Origin of the sequence: Dielma fastidiosa, from assembly GCF_003475485.1 — a bacterium.
In the GTDB taxonomy this organism is placed as follows: domain Bacteria; phylum Bacillota_I; class Bacilli_A; order Erysipelotrichales; family Erysipelotrichaceae; genus Dielma; species Dielma fastidiosa.
The window spans coordinates 251,326-269,729 of record NZ_QRQL01000004.1; the positions used below are offsets into that span (position 1 = coordinate 251,326).

Annotated in this window: 15 protein-coding genes; all 15 read left to right on the forward strand. The window is 40.0% G+C overall.

The genetic code is table 11. The annotated features are described in order from the left end of the window. The first annotated feature begins 117 nt into the window (after window positions 1-117). Entirely contained in the window at window positions 118-1,272 is a 1,155-nt protein-coding gene (locus DWZ33_RS10750; protein ID WP_118454815.1) for a helicase-related protein, read from the forward strand. Further along, window positions 1,244-1,876 carry a ComF family protein gene (locus DWZ33_RS10755; RefSeq protein ID WP_118454816.1) on the forward strand — a complete coding sequence of 211 codons (633 nt, stop codon included), beginning with the start codon at window positions 1,244-1,246 and terminating at the stop codon, window positions 1,874-1,876. Before DWZ33_RS10750 ends, DWZ33_RS10755 begins: the two co-directional genes overlap by 29 nt. Window positions 1,877-1,931: 55 nt before the next feature. Next, on the forward strand, window positions 1,932-2,129 hold the full coding sequence (locus tag DWZ33_RS10760) for a cold-shock protein (RefSeq protein ID WP_022938652.1): 198 nt from the start codon (window positions 1,932-1,934) through the stop codon (window positions 2,127-2,129). 83 nt (window positions 2,130-2,212) lie between these two features. After that, window positions 2,213-2,410: a cold-shock protein gene (locus DWZ33_RS10765; RefSeq protein WP_022938651.1), complete on the forward strand. Its 198-nt coding sequence runs from the start codon at window positions 2,213-2,215 to the stop codon at window positions 2,408-2,410. Window positions 2,411-2,486: 76 nt separating this feature from the next. Beyond that, on the forward strand, window positions 2,487-3,710 hold the full coding sequence (locus DWZ33_RS10770) for an MFS transporter (RefSeq protein WP_182425658.1): 1,224 nt from the start codon (window positions 2,487-2,489) through the stop codon (window positions 3,708-3,710). Between the two features lie 120 nt (window positions 3,711-3,830). After that, on the forward strand, window positions 3,831-5,582 hold the full coding sequence (locus tag DWZ33_RS10775) for a hypothetical protein (protein ID WP_118454818.1): 1,752 nt from the start codon (window positions 3,831-3,833) through the stop codon (window positions 5,580-5,582). Continuing rightward, window positions 5,579-7,207, forward strand: coding sequence for a hypothetical protein (locus DWZ33_RS10780; RefSeq protein WP_118454819.1), 1,629 nt, complete (start codon window positions 5,579-5,581; stop codon window positions 7,205-7,207). Before DWZ33_RS10775 ends, DWZ33_RS10780 begins: the two co-directional genes overlap by 4 nt. Window positions 7,208-7,244: 37 nt before the next feature. Continuing rightward, window positions 7,245-8,999: a hypothetical protein gene (locus DWZ33_RS10785; RefSeq protein WP_118454820.1), complete on the forward strand. Its 1,755-nt coding sequence runs from the start codon at window positions 7,245-7,247 to the stop codon at window positions 8,997-8,999. Window positions 9,000-9,196: 197 nt separating this feature from the next. After that, entirely contained in the window at window positions 9,197-10,681 is a 1,485-nt protein-coding gene (locus DWZ33_RS10790; RefSeq protein ID WP_118454821.1) for a hypothetical protein, read from the forward strand. A 188-nt stretch (window positions 10,682-10,869) separates the two neighbouring features. Continuing rightward, window positions 10,870-13,215: a preprotein translocase subunit SecA gene (secA, locus tag DWZ33_RS10795; RefSeq protein ID WP_118454822.1), complete on the forward strand. Its 2,346-nt coding sequence runs from the start codon at window positions 10,870-10,872 to the stop codon at window positions 13,213-13,215. Then, window positions 13,215-14,316, forward strand: a protein-coding gene (gene prfB / locus DWZ33_RS10800; protein WP_118454823.1) for a peptide chain release factor 2 whose coding sequence is annotated in 2 segments (ribosomal slippage) — window positions 13,215-13,274 and window positions 13,276-14,316 — 1,101 coding nt in all. Because the reading frame shifts where the segments join, the coding sequence is not laid out codon by codon here. Before secA ends, prfB begins: the two co-directional genes overlap by 1 nt. 33 nt (window positions 14,317-14,349) lie before the next feature. Then, window positions 14,350-15,234: a YitT family protein gene (locus tag DWZ33_RS10805; protein WP_022938641.1), complete on the forward strand. Its 885-nt coding sequence runs from the start codon at window positions 14,350-14,352 to the stop codon at window positions 15,232-15,234. A gap of 84 nt (window positions 15,235-15,318) precedes the next feature. Further along, complete coding sequence (ftsE, locus tag DWZ33_RS10810; protein WP_022938640.1) at window positions 15,319-16,002, forward strand: cell division ATP-binding protein FtsE; 684 nt, start codon at window positions 15,319-15,321, stop codon at window positions 16,000-16,002. Then, window positions 15,999-16,919 (forward strand): permease-like cell division protein FtsX, encoded by a 921-nt coding sequence (gene ftsX, locus DWZ33_RS10815; protein ID WP_022938639.1) that lies wholly within the window; start codon window positions 15,999-16,001, stop codon window positions 16,917-16,919. Before ftsE ends, ftsX begins: the two co-directional genes overlap by 4 nt. Next, window positions 16,916-18,301, forward strand: coding sequence for a murein hydrolase activator EnvC family protein (locus DWZ33_RS10820; protein ID WP_118454824.1), 1,386 nt, complete (start codon window positions 16,916-16,918; stop codon window positions 18,299-18,301). The genes ftsX and DWZ33_RS10820 overlap by 4 nt, the downstream gene beginning before the upstream one ends. The last annotated feature ends 103 nt before the right edge of the window (window positions 18,302-18,404 follow it).

Consider the following 18,404-nt stretch of genomic DNA (forward strand, 5'->3'; position numbering starts at 1 on the left):
AAATTCTTTAAAATTGACAATGTTATTCATTGAAAATTTGAGGTGTTATCTAATAAAAAGCGGTTTTTATTATTAATCATATCAATGTTTATCTCGTATATATAGGTGAGGTGAAGCATGAGATGTGAACGCTGTCAGAATACTGATCCCAAATATTTCTACAATGATAAGGGAACTTATTATTGCCGCCGCTGTGTTGCATTCGGACGGCTTGATGTAGGAACCGTTCCCAAGGCTTATACATACGTGCCAAAACGTCATCGCTGTAATTATGATCTTGAGTTTCAGCTGACTGATCAGCAATTAAAGGCCAGTAAGGAAATAGTGACCCATCTTGCAGCGGGTTATGATGTTCTGGTTTATGCGGCATGCGGTGCGGGCAAGACTGAATTGACGATGGAGCCTTTGAAACAGGCGCTGAATGCGGGGAAAAAGGTAGGAATAGCGATTTCACGCAGGCAGGTTGTTTTAGAAATTGCCCAGCGGATGCAGAGGGCATTTAAGACGCTAAAGGTTGTTCCGGTTTGTCAAGGTTATACTGAGATTACTGAGGGTGATCTGATTGTCTGTACGATGCACCAGCTTTATCGCTATCATCAAGCCTTTGATTTACTTGTTATGGATGAAGTCGATGCTTTTCCCTATAAGGGAAATGAATTGCTGGCGGCAGTTGCCAGAAATAGCTGTAAAGGGAGGATCCTTTATCTGACAGCTACGCCTGATTCTGCCATGCTGAAAGAGGTAAGCGAGGGCAGGCTGAAGATGGTCGAATTGTTCCAGCGTCCGCATGGTCATCCCTTAGTTCTGCCCCTTATTAAACAGCTGCCTGTGCCTTTGCAGCTGGTCAGTCTGTTAATGATTATGCGTCAGCAGAAAAAGCCAATGTTGATATTTGTGCCGACTATTGACTTGGCACAACGTTATGGACTGCTCTTTTCACCGCTTTTTCACTGTGCGTCACTGACCAGCAAGACAATTGAAAAGGATCAGATTATCAGCAGGCTGAGAAAGCGTGAGCTTGATTTCATCTTCACCACAACCATTCTTGAACGCGGCATCACGATTCCCGGCGTAGATGTTGTTGTTTTACAAAGTGATCATCCTGTCTTTGATGAAGCATCATTAATACAAATTATCGGCAGGGTTGGCAGGAGCCGTGACTGCCCTTCAGGAATGGGTGTTTTTTACTGCATACGGAAAACAACGGCAATCAAACGCTGTGTGCGTGCTTTGGAGAAAATGAATGAAACATTGGTGTCCAATCTGTTTTAAATCTGTGGATGAGCATCAGCCTTTTATGCGCTGGCTGAAGGGAGGGGATGGTATCTGTGGTAAATGCCGGGCAAATTTTGAGGAGTGCAATGAAAATTATCAGCTTCATGCACTGAATATTCACGCATTTTATTATTACAATGATTACGTTGAGAATCTGCTTTTTCAATATAAAGAGGGGCGTGATATTGCTCTTGCAGAAGTTTTTTTGGCAGCAGTGCGTGAAGAATTGTTCGACAGATGCCGACATAAGGTGCTGATTCCTATGCCCAGTGCGCAGCAGAAAATAAGTGAGCGTGGGTTCAGCCATCTGCATGAGATGCTGAAGGGAATGAATATTGAATGCTGTGATTGTCTGGTGAAAAGTGAAGATTACAAACAAAGTCTACATCGCGGAAAATCAAGAGGTCAGATTAAGAATGTTATGAAGCTTAAATCGGCAGCTGAAATTCCTACCAAAAAGCTTGTCCTATTTGATGATGTCTGCACAAGTGGTTCAACATTGCTGGCGGCATATGATTTATTGCGTGAATATAACGATCAAATCACGGCCGAAGTGATTTGCGTTCATCGTCATTTTGTCGAAACCTGCGATGAAAATTAGTTGTATCAAGTCAGAGCGTCTTCTATACTAAGGGTGCATGGGAAAGGAGTACAGTATGCAAGGTAAAGTAAAGTGGTTTAATCAAGAAAAAGGATTCGGATTTATTGTCGGAGAGGATGAGAAAGAATACTTTGTTCACTATTCACAAATTCGTCAGGAAGGCTTCAAAACTTTAGAGGAAGGCAACGCTGTGGAATTCGAAGCTGCAAGCGCAGATAAAGGGCTTCAGGCACGCGATGTACGCAGAAAATAAAGGTTGCAATTTGACGGATTTAAGCTATAATATTAATATGTAGTTGGATAGCAACATCATAGAAAGGTATAGGAATAAAAGAAATGCAAGGAAAAGTAAAAATGTTTAACCAAGAGAAGGGTTACGGATTCATTACATTAGAAGATGGTAAGGATGTATTCTTCCACTATTCTCAATTAATGATGGAAGGTTTCAAAACTATCGAAAATGACACACCAGTTGAATTCGAAATCGTTGAAACTGATCGTGGTCTTCAAGCACATAATATCGTTAAACTATAAAAAAACAAAGGAAAGCGGGCAACCGCTTTTTTCTTGCGGTTCGGGCAATTAGTTGATGATTAAGGGGATATTAATTATGAATTATTTAAACAGGAACAGAAATCTAATACTGCTTTTATTATCATCAATCATCAATAAATTTGGAGATGTTTTCTTTGATTTATTTATTATTTGGGAAATAACGATTAGGTATAATAACATTATGGATGCCGTTTACCTTTTAAGCGGATCGATATTATTCAGAGCTGTTTTAGCAATGTTCTCAGGTATTATTGCCGACCGTTTTGATAAGAAAAAATTGATTTTATTCGCAAACCTATCCTCCATCATCATTATATTATCATTTGCTTTTGGCTTTAATTACTATATAAGTAATGTTAATGTTTGCCTGCTGTTAATTTTGGCTAATAATGTCAACAATGAAATCTTTTATAGAAGCAGTTTAGCTATGGGCGCCGAATTTTCTGATAAATTAACATTTATACGATTTCAATCAATGATTGGTATTGCTAATAAAATCATCGATGTTATCGGCTCAGCCATCATCGGCTTGCTGATTGCTTTAATCCCTTATTCTGCTATTTTCTTACTTGATGTTTTAACTTTTATTTGCTCATCATTATTCGTTATGCAAATACATTATGTTTATCAGAAACATAATATCACAATGCATCGTAAACACATATTCCAATCTGTCATTGCGGATGTGAAAACTGCAATGAATTATATCTATAAGAAGAAGTATTTCAGATATTTCACACTGATTATGTTTATCTTAAATCTTGCCTATGGCTTTATACCTAATATTCTACCTTTAGTATTTTCCGCAGAGAATAATAATTCAATGACTTTTGGAATTATAAAATCAGCCATAACCTTAGGCAGTTTGCTTGGCTTACTGCTTGTAGCTAAGTGCGGCAATAAGGTTAGCCGCTTATTTAAAATCAGTATGATTGGCTGTGCAATGTGTATGATTTTCATGATCTTGCCAGTAAACACCTTTTTACTTGTGTTCTTATTTTTAAGCTATGGATTTTTTGATGCGATCACCCAGCCCTTATTCAGTTATACAATATCAAGTATTGATAAAGAAATAAGGAGCAGGGTATTAGGCGGTATAGATACCATTATTTTATTGTCACCAAGCATTGGCATGTTCATGGGGACAGTTATTATGCAGGTGAATCATTGGCTGGGTTTCATTTATTTAGCAGTTATATTTATACTTGCCTTTTTGTTGATGTGCTTAAATGATGACTTGAATCAACTTGAAGTAAAAGATGCAGGCAGTCATAAATAAACCGTATTTTATGTACTAGCATCCTTTATCAAAGATAAATTGTCGTATTTATTTGATTTCCTGATTGTCTTGTTTCCAATTCTCGTAATTTTTAATATAATAAAGAGAGAGGGAAACATTATGAAAAAAATAGGGGTTATTGGTTTAGCCCTGCTGCTTTGGGGATGTAGCAGCGATGTGGGTGAAAATGCGCATAATGAAGCAACTGACAATAATATAATTGCTACCAGCAGGATTTATCAGATTGAAGGCCGGCTGACAGATCTTTTTGTTGGCGAATTTTATCCGCTGCGATTAGAAGCTGTAAAGCAGGGTGAGTTGGAAAAAGTCGTGCTTGTTGAACCGGCCGGTGATTATGGTGCTGAAATTACAGTGACAGATCCACAAGAATTAGATAAAATCACTGCTTATTTTGATGGCATTGAGCTTACAGAAAATGAATCATCCTTGTTTCCAACCGATGAATATGCTGATTTTGAAATTACGCTGAAAGATAAGGAGCCGCTTTATTTTCGTATTTATGCTAACTATTTCTGTTCTCAGTTCAGCTGTGTTGAATTTACTTCCAGTCAATCACTTAATGAAATGCTGTCAACTCTCAAGGGTGAATATAAAAAAGTAAATAAGATACAAATATATGAATCGAATACAAGTGTTGAAACATGGGCAGATATTAAAGCAATAAAACCTAGCAATATCGAATCGGAAGCTGCAGAGTTAATTCGCGATATTTGGGTAGATGAAACCGACCCGATGCTGAAAGTTTTAAGATTATCTTATTATATTCATGAAGACTTTGATCAGCTGGAAGATATTACTGATATCCAGCTTTTAACAGCCGGTTTGATCCAACAATCAGATAAATATGACTGCTATAATAATGTGGCAGACGTATGCGGTGATTTGTATAGTGATAATCTGCTTTATTTTCCAAATGGTTTAGAAAGAATCCATCATTATGTACCTGATGTTTATTTGATTGTCCCTTATAACAATGTAAAGCAAAAGGGTGTCAGTATATTTGGCAGCCATTACGAGCTGCCGTCTTTTGAAGCAGGTACGATTGCTAGTCAAAGCTATCAAGCCTATATCAATTTCCCAGATAAATTATATTTCACCTATCATCTGCCTTATGAATTTTATCGGCATAATGAACAGACAGCTTATATTCTTGATCAAGCTTCTTCTGGAGATGAAACAGTCTATATTCTGGCGAAAGCTAAAGAAGCTTATTTGAATCAAGGTACTTTCATAGAGGGATTCAATGGTATTACCTACAAACTCGAAAACGAAGCATCCGCAGTTGATCTGATTCAAGCCCATGCTGATGATTTTGAGCAATGGCAATATGTACTGAAGCAGGAGGGCGATGATGTACGATTATTATCAGGTCATCGCATCAACGAGAAAGTCTATCAGCCATGGCAGGTTCAACCCGATAAGGAAACTTATTATATTGATGATACAGGTGCTTTAAAGGTTAATCTGGCAAGTACAGATGCTTCAATCTTTAATGAATGGTGTGCAAATCAGCTGGCATTTGATTATCAATTTAAACCGAATATTCATGATAACTTATTGAGTATTTGGATAAGCAGTGATACTTTTAATAGAAAATTTGCCGTGGTTTTTGATCTTGCGGAAGGTAATACATTAACGACTCTTGAGGTAGAAAATAAATTAGGCTTAAATCTCGATAAGCTAGAAAAGGCTTATCAGTCAATTCCTAATTATAGCTATCGAGTATTGCAGTTAGAAGATTATGAAACTTTGAGCTTCAATACAACAAAGTTCTTCATTAACAGTAAAGGTAAAATGGCATACGATGATGGTAATGATATCATCCTCTTTGAATGGGAGGAAGTAAGATGAAAAAAATCGTTCTAGCATTGGCTTGTTTGATGCTTTCCGGCTGTACGGCACAAGCGCCGGTTGAAGAAAAACCAGCGGAAATTGTTTATGCAGCCGCTCGATATTGTGATGATGAAGCATGTTTTAAAAAAACATGGATGCGGTATGATGAAGATGCCATCAATGCAATTCAGACGTTTCTTGATGAACTGCCTGACATAACGACAAGCACTTATGGCCAAGATGAAGCGGCTAAATTAGTGATGATTGATGATCATGGTTATCAGCATGTTTATCGGGAAACAGTGGAACATAATCCAGGCGGAGACAGCTACACATTAAACTATCAGGGTCAGCGGATATCGTTTCAATTAACCGAAGATCAACGTTTAAGTACATTTCTGCAGGGATTAGAGGGTATATCGGATAATGTGATAATGGGTTATGAGCAATTACCGCTTGGATCATTCTTTGTGAGCAGTTATCAAAACAATTCTCTGGATTGGAGATATGCTTTAGGTAAAAAAGGTCTTGAGTTGTTATTTTATATTAATGAAAGCTTCACAGATGTAAATCAGATAAAAGATCAGAGTTTGCTTTTATCGGGTCTTTTGAAACAGATACCGCCGCAATCTGAAATGTCCTATGTTTTAAATAACAGGCTGCTTATAATTAATGCGGTCATGGATCAAACCAGTGTTGAAGCCATGGGTAATAGCTTGATTAAAAATTATCAATTGCCTGAGTTAAATTCATTTCAGGTTAATGCCATTGACAATACTCATTTTTATTATGATGCGGATAACCATCAATTTTTAATTGATAACCGCAATTATTCAAGAGCCGGCGTTGATTGGCTGCTGATGCCAATTTATGAAGAGGACGATAAGGTTAGAGTTGCCAGATTTAAAGTGTATCGTAAAGAAACTCAATATGGAACCTGCTTTGAAATGGTTCTTAATCACACATATAGTGAAAGAGTATATAATTTTGAAAGCTTATATGAACAGCTAGTGATGCATTTAGATCAGGTTGATTTATTTGATGCAGTTACGGATAGTGAGGGCAGATTGACTAGTGTAGAAGTAATACAATTAGCTGAGCCTACTAATAATACGCCTATCACAATGGATTCATTTGTGAATGCTGAAACTGGCGATTGTAATCTTTATACATTAAATGCTCAATCGGCTGATGCGATGATTTATAATGATTTCATTCAACAAAATTTCTCAAATTATCGAAATGTGCGCTCATACCTTTATGAAACTGACGATTTGATTGAAGTGGAAATCTTTAACGATGCCTATCAGCTGCCTGATCATTATAAAATCTTTTTTGATAAGGCGAGCGGCCGATTGATGAGTGACGGTATGATTAATCAGCAATATTATGAGGGGCAATTAACTGAAAAGGTACTTGATCAGTTAAAGAAGCAAGGACTGCAGGCTTGTCCGTTGAGTTATATGGAAGGACTAGATGTTGAACGCTGCTATGTGGAACCGGCTATTGATGAAGCAGCCGCACCATTCAACTTCGCAGTTCCGTATTCTAAATTAATGATTAATGATAAACATCAGTTAGTTGTGCCGGTAACGATTAAATCAAAAGGCAGTTATCAAGAAACTTTAAAGATTATTCCATAAATATTGATAATGAATTAATGAAAAGAGAGGTGAGATTATGAAAAGGTTAGGGATTATTGGTTTAGCCTTGCTGCTTTGGGGATGCGGCAGCGTCAGAGAAAATGAGATTTCCCAATCCAATGAAATGAGTGTAAGCTCAATTTATCTGCATCAGGGAGAACTCCATAATTTATCTGTTAAGGTTTTTTATCCGCTGCGTTTAACGGCTGTGAATGAGGGTGAAATTGAAAAGGTTGTTTTAGTTAAAGGCAATCAGGATGAAGCTGTCGAAATTACGGTAAGTGATCAAACAGAGCTGGATAAGATTGCTGATTATTTTAAAACAATTAAAATTGGTGAAGATACAACGAGTTTAGGTCCAGGTACCTGGTATGATTTTGAAATCACACTTAAAGGTAAGGAACCTTTGTATTTTAGGTTTAATCATATTGGTTTATGTACAGGACAATGTGTATATACGGATCAATTTGCGCAGCTTGAAGCTTTAGCAGCGGATCTTAAGGGTGAAGAGAAAGCTGTGAAGGGTATGCCTGTTGATGCTTATTTCACGCAAGTTTTAAGCTGGACAGATGTAATGCCTGTTATTCCTAATTATTATGCAGCTTCACCTAATAGTGAAGATTCCATCATTATTGATTCATGGGCTGAAATAAAGAATCCAAAGTACCAGCTTTTAAGGATCGCCAATTATATTGATGAAGATTTTGAATCAGTTGCCGATATTACGGATACAAAAACATTGACCGCCGGCCTAATTCAACAGGCAGAGAAGTATGACTGTTTTGAAGAACCTGAAAATGTATGCCGCAATCGTGAAAATAATGATCTGCTTTATTTCCCAGCGGGTAAACCGGGATCATTTAATGTGCATCCGGATGTCTATAAGGCGGTGCCGTACAGCAGTGTTGAACAGGCGGGGAAGGAAATATTCGGCGATGATTATACATTGCCTGATCTTGATGATGGATCATTGCTTTATCAAAGTATGCAGGGCTATGCGCATTCTGCTGCTGATAAGCTGTTCTTTTATCATCTTCCTTATGAGTATTGGTTACCAGTAACCCAGAATCTATTTATTATGGATGAACAGCAATCTGATAATCTAAGTATTTTTACATTTTATAAAGCAGCAAGCGGATACTGGCGCGGTGAGGATATGCCGCTTCCGCAGCTTCAGGGTAAGAATGGTTTTATTATTAAATATTCATTTGAAGATTCGGCCAGTGATTTAATCAATAAATATCAGGATCATTTTGAGGCATGGGAATATGTAATCATGCAGGAGGGAGATCATTATCGGCTGATTTCAGGCCGCTGTTTAAATCGAAGCGAACCGGCAGCTGTACAAGTTGATCCTGAAAAGCCTGATTATTATTTCGATGAACAGGGCTTGCTGAAGATTAATCTTGCCAGCCGGGATGCAGCTTATTTCAATGAATGGGTTGTGAATCAAAAAGATCAGGGCAATGTTTATAAAGTCAATGTTCATGATGGCTTGCTGAGTGTTTGGATTGAGGGAGCGGATAATAATGCGGTAGTATTTGATGTTGCCGATGGGAAAACATTAACAACTACTCAGCTGATTCAAAAACTAAAGGTTGATCCTGATCGTATTGTTTCCGCAATCAAGGCAATGCCAGAGTATAGTTCTTATATCGTTGATTTAGATGATGTGAGTGATAAAATTGGTGAATTTAAGACTTCCAAGCTCTTTATCAACAGTCAGGGACTGCTGGCCTATGACTTTAATTATTTTGGCATTATCCTGTTTGAATGGGGGGAAGTGCGATGAAAAAACAATTATGCTGGATACTGGCAGTTCTGCTTTGCGGCTGTTCACCGGTATCAGAAACTGATTAGAATAAAGCAAATATCGTTTATGCGGCAGCTGAATATTGTGCTGATGATGAATGCAGTGAAAAAGTCAGAGTTAAATACAATGATTCCGAAATCAAGAAATTAGAAGCTTATCTGGATGCGCTGCCAGTGATGAGTGATGCCAAGCAAAGTGGGAATATTATTGCGAAGCTTGTCATGCAGGATGATGAGGGGATGCAGTATACAATCACGGAGGATTCATGGACTGCGCCTGACGGAATCGGCTATTATTTGAATGATTTAAGCCAGGAAAGGTCGCTGCCGGTAAGCAAGGAACCAAGTCTGCTGAAGCAGCTGCGGGCATTGGCGGGAGAGCTGCTTGCCAAAGATGAGACGCTGGGCTATGAGCTGAAAGATGATTACTTCGTGGTTAGTTACAGTGATCAATATGTTACCCGAACAGCTCCGGGCGGTCAGCCATATTTCGAAGAAAATGTTCTGCGTGGTGATCCTGTCTATTTCCTTTTGTTTTTTATTGATGAAAGCTTTGCCGAATATACGCAGATAAAAAATCAAAGGCGGCTGCTTACGGGTTTGCTGAATCAATTGGATTTTGCAGATAACTATACGCCGAATATCATGCCGTATGGCGACAGTCTGCTTTATTCGGCAGAAAGTATCGGCAGTGATTTGGTTTTGAATAAAGGCAATGAATTGATCAGTGGTTTTACACTGCCGCCGCTGACCACTTCCATGCTGGGAGTGAGCGGCTATGCACACTATTACTATGATCAGGGCAGCGATCAGTATCTGAAACAAATAGCAAAGGATACGATGCCGGCTTCAGTTTTAGATACCCTCTTTGTACCCATTCAAATCGAAGGAAATCATGTTCGTTTGGCAAAGGTAAAGGTGCAGAATTTCATGTTCAGCCATGCCAACTATATTCAGAGCTTTCAGCCAATCATTGAGGGTGTACCTGTTCAATTGCTATTTAACTATGAGTCATTATTTGATACAGTCGTCAATCATCTTGATAAATTAGCGATTTATGATGTGGAATTAGACGATCAGCAGCGGCTGAAGTCGGTTGAGATCATCAGGCAATCGCCGGCTCATGATGAACTGCCGATCCAAGCCAGTGACTTCATATTGAATGAAAATGGCGACAACAGCATCTATACTTATCGTTCGATCTCTGAAACTGCGAGAGTCTATAACGCGGTAATGGGCAGTTTGAATTATCAAATCATACAATCTGCGCTCGTTGATGGGGAATCGTTCATTGAAATCAGACTTCGTTACGGATATGAAAATCAAGTTTCTGAAAAGCATATCCTAATAGATAAGTCAGATGGCAGTATCCTTGATGACGGCTTATTAAATGAACGATATTTTAAGGGTCAGCTTGCTTCCCAGCTTGAAAAGCAGCTTGCCGATCAGAACATTGAAGCGTGTGCCTTGGCTTATGCGGATAATCTCAATACAGCGCGCTGTTATGTCAAACCAATTATCGCGGATACTTATGATCCTAATCAGAATCATCTTGTATTCAGCAGCTTTGCGCTTGATGAGCAAGGGAAGCTTTATCTGCCGATCATGATTCGTGAATACGGCGCAGCCGCTCAACCTATTAAGCTTTATCCGCAGCATTAAACAGGGGTAAGCGATATCATTTTTTCAATTTTGTCAATTTTTATCAGAAATTAAAATTATTTGTGTACTTTAAGCGGGTTTGAAGCAGCGGAGAATGAAAAAAACTCCGCTTTTTATTGGCTTTTCTGAATATTTCAAGTATAATAAACTATGGTATCCTTATGAGTATTCTATGGAGGTAAGAGAGAATGGCGAATTTTTTTGAACGATTATTTAGTGAAGAAGCAAGGTTATTAAAAAAATATGAAGCAAAAGCGCAGGAAGTTGATGCGTTAAAAGATAAAATGGCAGCCTTGAATGACGGTGAATTACAGGATAAGACTGTGGAGTTCAGAGCCCGTCTGAAAAAGGGTGAAACTTTGGATGATTTGCTTCCGGAAGCATTTGCGGTTATCCGTGAAGCTGCGAAACGTGTTATTGGTGAATTCCCGTACATGGTTCAGATCATTGGTTCAATCGTTATGCATAATGGTGATATTGCGGAAATGAAGACAGGTGAAGGTAAAACATTAACTTCAATCATGTGTACATATCTGAATGCTCTGTCAGGTGAAGGTGTTCATGTCGTAACTGTCAATGAATACCTGGCATCCCGTGATGCCCGCTGGATGGGACAAATTTTTGAATTCTTAGGTTTGAGTGTCGGCGTCAATGCCCGTGAATTAACACCGGATCAAAAACGTGCGGCTTATGCCTGTGACATTACTTATACAACCAATGCCGAATTAGGTTTTGATTATCTGCGTGACAACATGGTTACCAGAGTACAGGATCGTGTACTTCGCGGTCTGCACTTTGCGATGGTCGATGAAGTCGATTCAATCTTAGTCGATGAATCAAGAACACCGTTAATCATTTCCGGCGGTAAACGTCAAACAGCCAATTTATATAAACAAGCAGATATTTTTGCGAAAGCATTAGGACCTGATGATTATACGATTGATGCTCAGTCAAAGGCGATCCAGCTGACTGATTCAGGTGTTGACCGTGCAGAAAAAATGTTCAGCATCAAGAATCTTTATGATATTCAGCACACCCAGCTGGTACATCACATCCAGCAGGCATTAAAAGCTAACTATATCATGGGCAAGGATGTTGAGTATGTAGTTCAAGACAACGAAATCGTGATCGTTGACCAATTCACTGGCCGTATCATGAAAGGCCGTGCTTATTCAGATGGTCTGCATCAGGCAATTGAAGCTAAGGAAGGCGTAACAATTAAGGAAGAAACTTCTACATTGGCTACGATTACTTATCAGAACTTCTTCCGTTTATATGATAAACTGGCAGGTATGACAGGTACTGCTAAGACTGAGGAAGAAGAATTCTTAGATACATATAACATGCGGGTTATTTCAATTCCTACAAACCGTCCGGTTCAGCGTATTGATTATCCGGATGCAATCTTTGCAAATCAGAAATTAAAGTTTAACGCTTTAGTAAAAGAAGTTATCGCATGTCATGAAAAAGGTCAGCCGGTACTGGTTGGTACTATTTCTGTCGAAGTCAGTGAACAGCTGTCTGAAATGTTAAGAGAAATCGGTATCAAGCATGAAGTGTTAAATGCGAAGAACCATGCCCGTGAAGCGGAAATTATCGCGTTGGCAGGCCATAAGGGTGCGGTTACGATTGCTACCAATATGGCAGGCCGTGGTACCGATATTAAAATTAACGATGAAGTGCGCGCGTTAGGCGGTTTAGCTGTATTAGGTTCAGAACGTCATGAATCACGCCGTATCGATAATCAGCTGCGCGGTCGTTCAGGCCGTCAGGGAGATCCTGGTTATTCTCGTTTCTATGTTTCTTTAAGAGATGAATTGATGGTTCGTTTCGGCGGTGAAAAGCTGGAAGGATTATTTGATAAATTAGGCGATGAACAAATTGAATCACCTATGGTAACCAAAGCGATTACCTCAGCTCAGAAACGTGTTGAAGGACAGAACTTCGATATCCGTAAGAGCTTGCTGGAATATGATGATGTATTGCGTCAGCAGCGTGAAATTATGTATGAACAGCGTAATTATGTATTGGAAAATGAAGATGTTCATGCGATTGTCCGTGATATGTTTGACCGTGTAATCACTGCTACAATCAGAAATAATGCCGATCCTAAGCATGATAAGGTTAATGGTGAAGAAGCGGTTAAGGGTCTTGATGTATTAGGCTGTCCGGAAGGCTTAATCAGTGCTTCAGAATTAGACGGCAAGAGTATTGATGAGGCGGCTACATTAGCGGCTGATAAAGCATGGAAAGCTTATAATGACAAGATTGAACCAGTAATGGAAGGCTATCTGCCATTTGAAAAGAATATTGTATTAAAAACGATGGACCGCAACTGGATCGATCATATCGATACAATGGATAAATTAAGAAATGGTATTCATCTGCGTTCTTATGCTCAGACACAGCCGCTTCAGGCTTATGTTGAAGAGGGATATGCGATGTTTGAAGAAATGATGGAACAGATTGCCAGAGAGGTTGTCTTCTACGCTAATAAAATGAACATTCAGGTTCGGGAAAGAGCGCCAAGATAATGGAATTATTTGAAATTAAACAGGGAGTCGATAACTATTGCAGCAAGCTGCAGCAGTTAGGTGATTCACTTTGACTTACCTGCTAAAAAACAGGCAATTAATGAATTAACCGCGGAAAGTGAAAGTGAGAATTTCTGGAATGATGCAAGGCATGCCCAGAGTATTATCAATAAACTGAATGCGCTGAAGGATGTTGTATCGGCATATGAAAAGCTGAATACGTCATTTGCTTCCATGGAAGAAACAGCAGCTATTTTAAAAAGTGAGATGGATGCTGAATTATTTGAACTTTTTGAGGAAGAATATCATGAAGCGGAGGACGCTTTTGAGAAGTTTGAGATGAAGGTTCTGCTGTCTCATGAATATGATCACTCAAGTGCTATCCTTGAACTGCATCCTGGTGCCGGCGGAACAGAAAGTCAGGACTGGGCAGAAATGCTTTATCGGATGTATTCACGATGGGCGCAAAGCAAAGGTTATAAATGCACTGTGCTTGATTATCTGGATGGTGAAGAGGCTGGCTTGAAATCAGTATCCTTACTGATAGAGGGTGATTTGGCTTATGGCTATCTGAAAGCTGAAAAAGGTGTGCATCGCTTAGTCCGCATTTCACCTTTTGATTCTTCGGGAAGACGTCATACTTCATTTGCTTCCGTAGATATTATGCCGCAGTTCAATAACGAAATTGAAATTGAATTGAATCCCAATGACTTGATCGTTGATACGCACCGGGCTTCCGGCGCCGGCGGTCAGCATATCAATAAAACAGATTCGGCAGTCCGTATTACCCATAAGCCAACAGGTTTAACAGCAAGCTGTCAGGCCGGCCGTTCGCAGCATGAAAATCGTGAACAGGCGATGAATATTCTGAAATCGCGCATTTATCAGCAGATGATTGAGGAACAGGAAGCCAAGCTTGCGGATATTAAGGGTGAACAGAAGCGAATCGAATGGGGTTCTCAGATACGTTCCTATGTATTTCAGCCATACCGCATGGTAAAGGATCTGCGTACCGGATATGAAACCGGCAATGTCCAAGCTGTCATGGATGGTGATTTGGACGGGTTCATCTTCGCTTATTTGAAATCACAGATTAAGTAGACGCTTGTCTACTTTTTTTAAAGGAGGATTGCTATGAAATTAGATAAAAGTCATCTGTTTGATTATTTTCTTGTATTAGCTGGGAATTTTTTGGTAGCTTTCGCGGTTGCCGGTTTCATTTTACCTAATAATATTCTTTCCGGTGGCTTAGCCGGTATATCGGTGGCCCTATACCCGGTCTTTCATATCGATCCGGAATTATTGATCACGGTGCTGACCTTTGGCTTCTTCCTATTTGGTTCCGTAGTTCTTGGTAAGAGCTTTGCTGTCAAAACAGCCCTCTCAACAATCGCCTATCCCTTTTTTCTAAACATCATTACTTTATTTCTGGCAGATCGGCAGCTGACGGCCAATCCGATTCTTGCCAGTTTATACGGTGGTGTAGTGCTGGGCTTAGGGGTTGGTTTAGTATTCAGAACCGGAGCGTCTACCGGGGGCATGGATATCCCGCCGCTCATCGTACATAAATATACAAATATTCCTTTAGGCACATTAGTGATGATTACCGATGGCTTGACTGTATTGCTGGGAATCGCGACACATTCTGTCGAGGCGGCGCTGATTGGTATCTTATCCGTCTGGTCATCATCCTATATGGTTGATAAGGCATTGAGTTTTGGCGGTCAGTCAACGAAGTCAATTTTCATAATCTCTGAGCATACAAAAGAAATTCTTGACATGATCCATACTGAATTAGACCGCGGCGCGACTATTTTAAAAGGTGTGGGCGGATATTCAGGTGAAGAAAAAGATGTGATTTTGGTTGTGATTATGAATAAACAGTATCCGATGCTGAATAAGCTGGTAATCAGTGCTGATCCTAATGCGTTTATGATTGTTGAAGATGCGAAAGAAGTCAAAGGCAACGGCTTTACGATGAATCTGGAGGAGAATCGCAACGGCCTCATTAAAAAGTAACAAATATTGGTATTCAGAGAGTTCTATTTTAATTTAAAATGGAACTCTCTTTGTGTTATAATGATACGTGAAGGATGTGAGATCTTGATTTATTTAGAAAACGTATCAAAATGTTACAAAAATGGAGTCAATGCTCTAGACAATATCAACTTACAAATTAACGATGGTGAATTCGTTTACATAATTGGTCCAACCGGATCAGGGAAATCAACTTTAATAAAATTGCTGGATGGTGAAGAAATACCGACGGCCGGCACAGTCAGCGTTGAAGGCATCGATGTCGGCAAGCTGAAGCATCGCCGGGTTCCGTATTACCGCCGTAATATCGGTGTAGTATTCCAGGATTTTCGTCTGCTTCCGCATATGACGATTTTTGAGAACGTCGCTTTTGCGCTTGAAGCTATTGGTAAAGATAAGGTCTCAATCCGCCGCCGGGTGCGCGAGGTTTTGGAACTCGTCGATTTGAGTGATAAGGCTAAATCATTTCCTAATCAATTATCCGGCGGTCAGCAGCAGCGTGCGACCATCGCCCGCGCGATTGCCAATAAACCAAAAGTATTGATTGCTGATGAACCAACCGGTAACCTAGACCCGGAGAAGTCTAACGAAATTCTTGAGCTGTTGGAAAAAATCAACGTTGAAGAAGGTACGACGATTCTGATGGTGACTCATGATATAACCTTGGTTAATAAATATAAAAAACGCACGATTTCGCTGGAACAGGGAAATGTCAGTGCCGACAGTGCTAAGGGAGGTTATATCCGATGATTCAGTTTTTTAAGAGTATCCCTTACCATATCAAAGCGGCATTTAAAAGTATTTTCCGGCATTTGGCAATGTCGATTTCGGCAGCCAGTGCAGTCACGGTGACGCTTGTTTTAATGGCTTGTTTTTTGCTGGTTGCCGGCAATATCGGCAGTTTCACGCATAATCTTGAAAACAGTGTAAAGATACATGTGAAGGTAGCACCGACGGTCAGTGAAGAAGCAGACATTCAAAATCTTGAGAGTCAGCTGAATACGATTGCTTATGTGAAGTCAGTTGAATTTTCAGATAAGAATGAAGAATTTGATTTATTTATGGAATATATCAAGAGTACCGGCGGCAGTGCCAGTTATTATGAACGCTATACCGGTGAGAATAATCCGCTGCGTAATGCGTTTATTATCGAGGTAACTGATCCGGAACAGATTGAAAATGTGCGTTTAGAAATATTAAAGCTGGACGGCATTGAAAGTGCTGAATATGGCGGTGCAAGTGCTAATCAGATGATTACGGCCTTTGATTCTATCCGTAACGGCGGCGCAATCTTTATTTTAGCGCTGAGTCTTTTGGCTATTTTCCTAATTTCTAATACGATTAAAATGACGATTTATGCCCGCAATGAAGAAATTGCTATTATGCGTAATGTCGGGGCAGCAAACTGGTTTATTAAGACACCATTTATGATTGAGGGTATGGTAATCGGCTTTATGGGTGCGGTTATTCCAGTTATCTTTACTTTTGTCGCTTATAACATGCTCTATAAATCATTAGGCGGTGTTTTCTTCACGGAAATGTTCCCGCTGCAGCCGCTGATGCCGTTTGGCGGTTATGTGTGCTTAGCGCTTGTTGGCTGCGGTATGGCTGTGGGTTTGATCGGCAGCTTCTTCTCCGTGAATAAATATTTGAGGTGGAAACGATGAAAAAAAACATGAAAATACTCATGCTGAGCGCCTCAATGTTGGTGATGACCTTAGTGCCATCAACGCTGAAGGCGGATGATTTCAGCGGTCAGGAGAGTTATTATATTGATTTTTGTTCAAGACCTTTACAGACTCAGGAGGATGCCGATACATGTAAGGCATTTAAGGCGTGGTATCGTGAACAGGCCGCTAATTATCAGGCAATTGCCGGTGAAATCGGTGAAAAAATCGCTGCTCTTGAGGGTGATATCAGTGCCGCTGGTCTTCAGGTTAAGGCTTATGAAACACAGATTGAAGATTTGAATAATCAGATTACGGCATTGGAAGCCAGCATCGCTGAAATAGAAAACAGTATTGTAGTGCTTGAGGAACAGATTGCCGAAAAGGAAGCGGATATTGAGGAACGTGACCGTCAAATCAAGGAAGGCATGGTCAGCATGCAGTCTTATGTTGGGGTCAACGCGTATATTGATATTATCATGGGTGCCAGTGATCTGATTGATATGATTCGGCGCATTTCTGTATTGCAGGATATTACCGCCTATGAACAGGGTAATATTGAAGAATTAAATAAACAGATTGAACAGCTTAACTTTGATAAGAGTGAATTAGATCGTCTGAAGCAGGAAGCTATTGACCAGCAGGCATTGCTGGAGGATCAGAAGGAAAGCTTACAGGCCGCTAAAGATGAGCTGCAGCGAGTTATTGATGAACTGCATGCGCAGCAGGCTATTTTAGAAGAAGAAAAGCGTACAAATGCTCAGGCAGGTTCAGATATCTTAAGTATTATTCCTAATTTAAGTGAAACCGTTATTGGCAATTATGAAGGCAGCAACGGCTTTATCGTACCTGTTTCAGGTTATACGATTTCCGCGGGTACTTGGGCTTATTATGGTACCAATACAGCTCACCTTGGTCTTGATTTTGCGGCATCAATCGGTACACCGATCGTGGCACCGGCAAACTGTATTGTGGCCTATGCTAATAATCCAGCGCCTTCTAACGGCGGTTATTTAGGAAACTGGATTGGCTGGCCTTATGGCGGCGGCAATACGATTTCATTAATTGGAGAAGTAAATGGTACAACCTATATGTTCTCATTCTTCCATATGTCGCAGCAGCCGTTCCCGGTTAAAGCGGGTGATCAGGTGAATGCCGGACAAGTAATTGGTGCGGTTGGACATTCCGGCAACTCAACGGGACCCCATTTACATTTTGAAATTGTTAATATGGGATCACAAAGTGTAGCTGATGTATATAACTGGTTCCAATCAACAGCTGACTTCTCAGGCGGCAGCGGCTGGAATACAAGCTCAGCTTGTTCTGCCCGCGGCTGGGCAGTGCCTTGCCGTGAACGTCCAGAAGATATGTTAGGCTTATAATGCAGCAAACCTGGTAAATATGCCAGGTTTTCTTATTGTGTTAAGCTTGCGGTAATCAGGCTGGCTTAATTTATCAAGGATTCTTACGCTTTTCTTATATTTC

Bases quoted from the DNA above. Each gene is read 5' to 3' on its own strand.
- DWZ33_RS10750 (WP_118454815.1), top strand. From the start codon at position 118: ATGAGATGTGAACGCTGTCAGAATACTGATCCCAAATATTTCTACAAT.
- DWZ33_RS10755 (WP_118454816.1), top strand. From the start codon at position 1,244: ATGAAACATTGGTGTCCAATCTGTTTTAAATCTGTGGATGAGCATCAG.
- DWZ33_RS10760 (WP_022938652.1), top strand. From the start codon at position 1,932: ATGCAAGGTAAAGTAAAGTGGTTTAATCAAGAAAAAGGATTCGGATTT.
- DWZ33_RS10765 (WP_022938651.1), top strand. From the start codon at position 2,213: ATGCAAGGAAAAGTAAAAATGTTTAACCAAGAGAAGGGTTACGGATTC.
- DWZ33_RS10770 (WP_182425658.1), top strand. From the start codon at position 2,487: ATGAATTATTTAAACAGGAACAGAAATCTAATACTGCTTTTATTATCA.
- DWZ33_RS10775 (WP_118454818.1), top strand. From the start codon at position 3,831: ATGAAAAAAATAGGGGTTATTGGTTTAGCCCTGCTGCTTTGGGGATGT.
- DWZ33_RS10780 (WP_118454819.1), top strand. From the start codon at position 5,579: ATGAAAAAAATCGTTCTAGCATTGGCTTGTTTGATGCTTTCCGGCTGT.
- DWZ33_RS10785 (WP_118454820.1), top strand. From the start codon at position 7,245: ATGAAAAGGTTAGGGATTATTGGTTTAGCCTTGCTGCTTTGGGGATGC.
- DWZ33_RS10790 (WP_118454821.1), top strand. From the start codon at position 9,197: ATGAGTGATGCCAAGCAAAGTGGGAATATTATTGCGAAGCTTGTCATG.
- secA (WP_118454822.1), top strand. From the start codon at position 10,870: ATGGCGAATTTTTTTGAACGATTATTTAGTGAAGAAGCAAGGTTATTA.
- DWZ33_RS10805 (WP_022938641.1), top strand. From the start codon at position 14,350: ATGAAATTAGATAAAAGTCATCTGTTTGATTATTTTCTTGTATTAGCT.
- ftsX (WP_022938639.1), top strand. From the start codon at position 15,999: ATGATTCAGTTTTTTAAGAGTATCCCTTACCATATCAAAGCGGCATTT.
- DWZ33_RS10820 (WP_118454824.1), top strand. From the start codon at position 16,916: ATGAAAAAAAACATGAAAATACTCATGCTGAGCGCCTCAATGTTGGTG.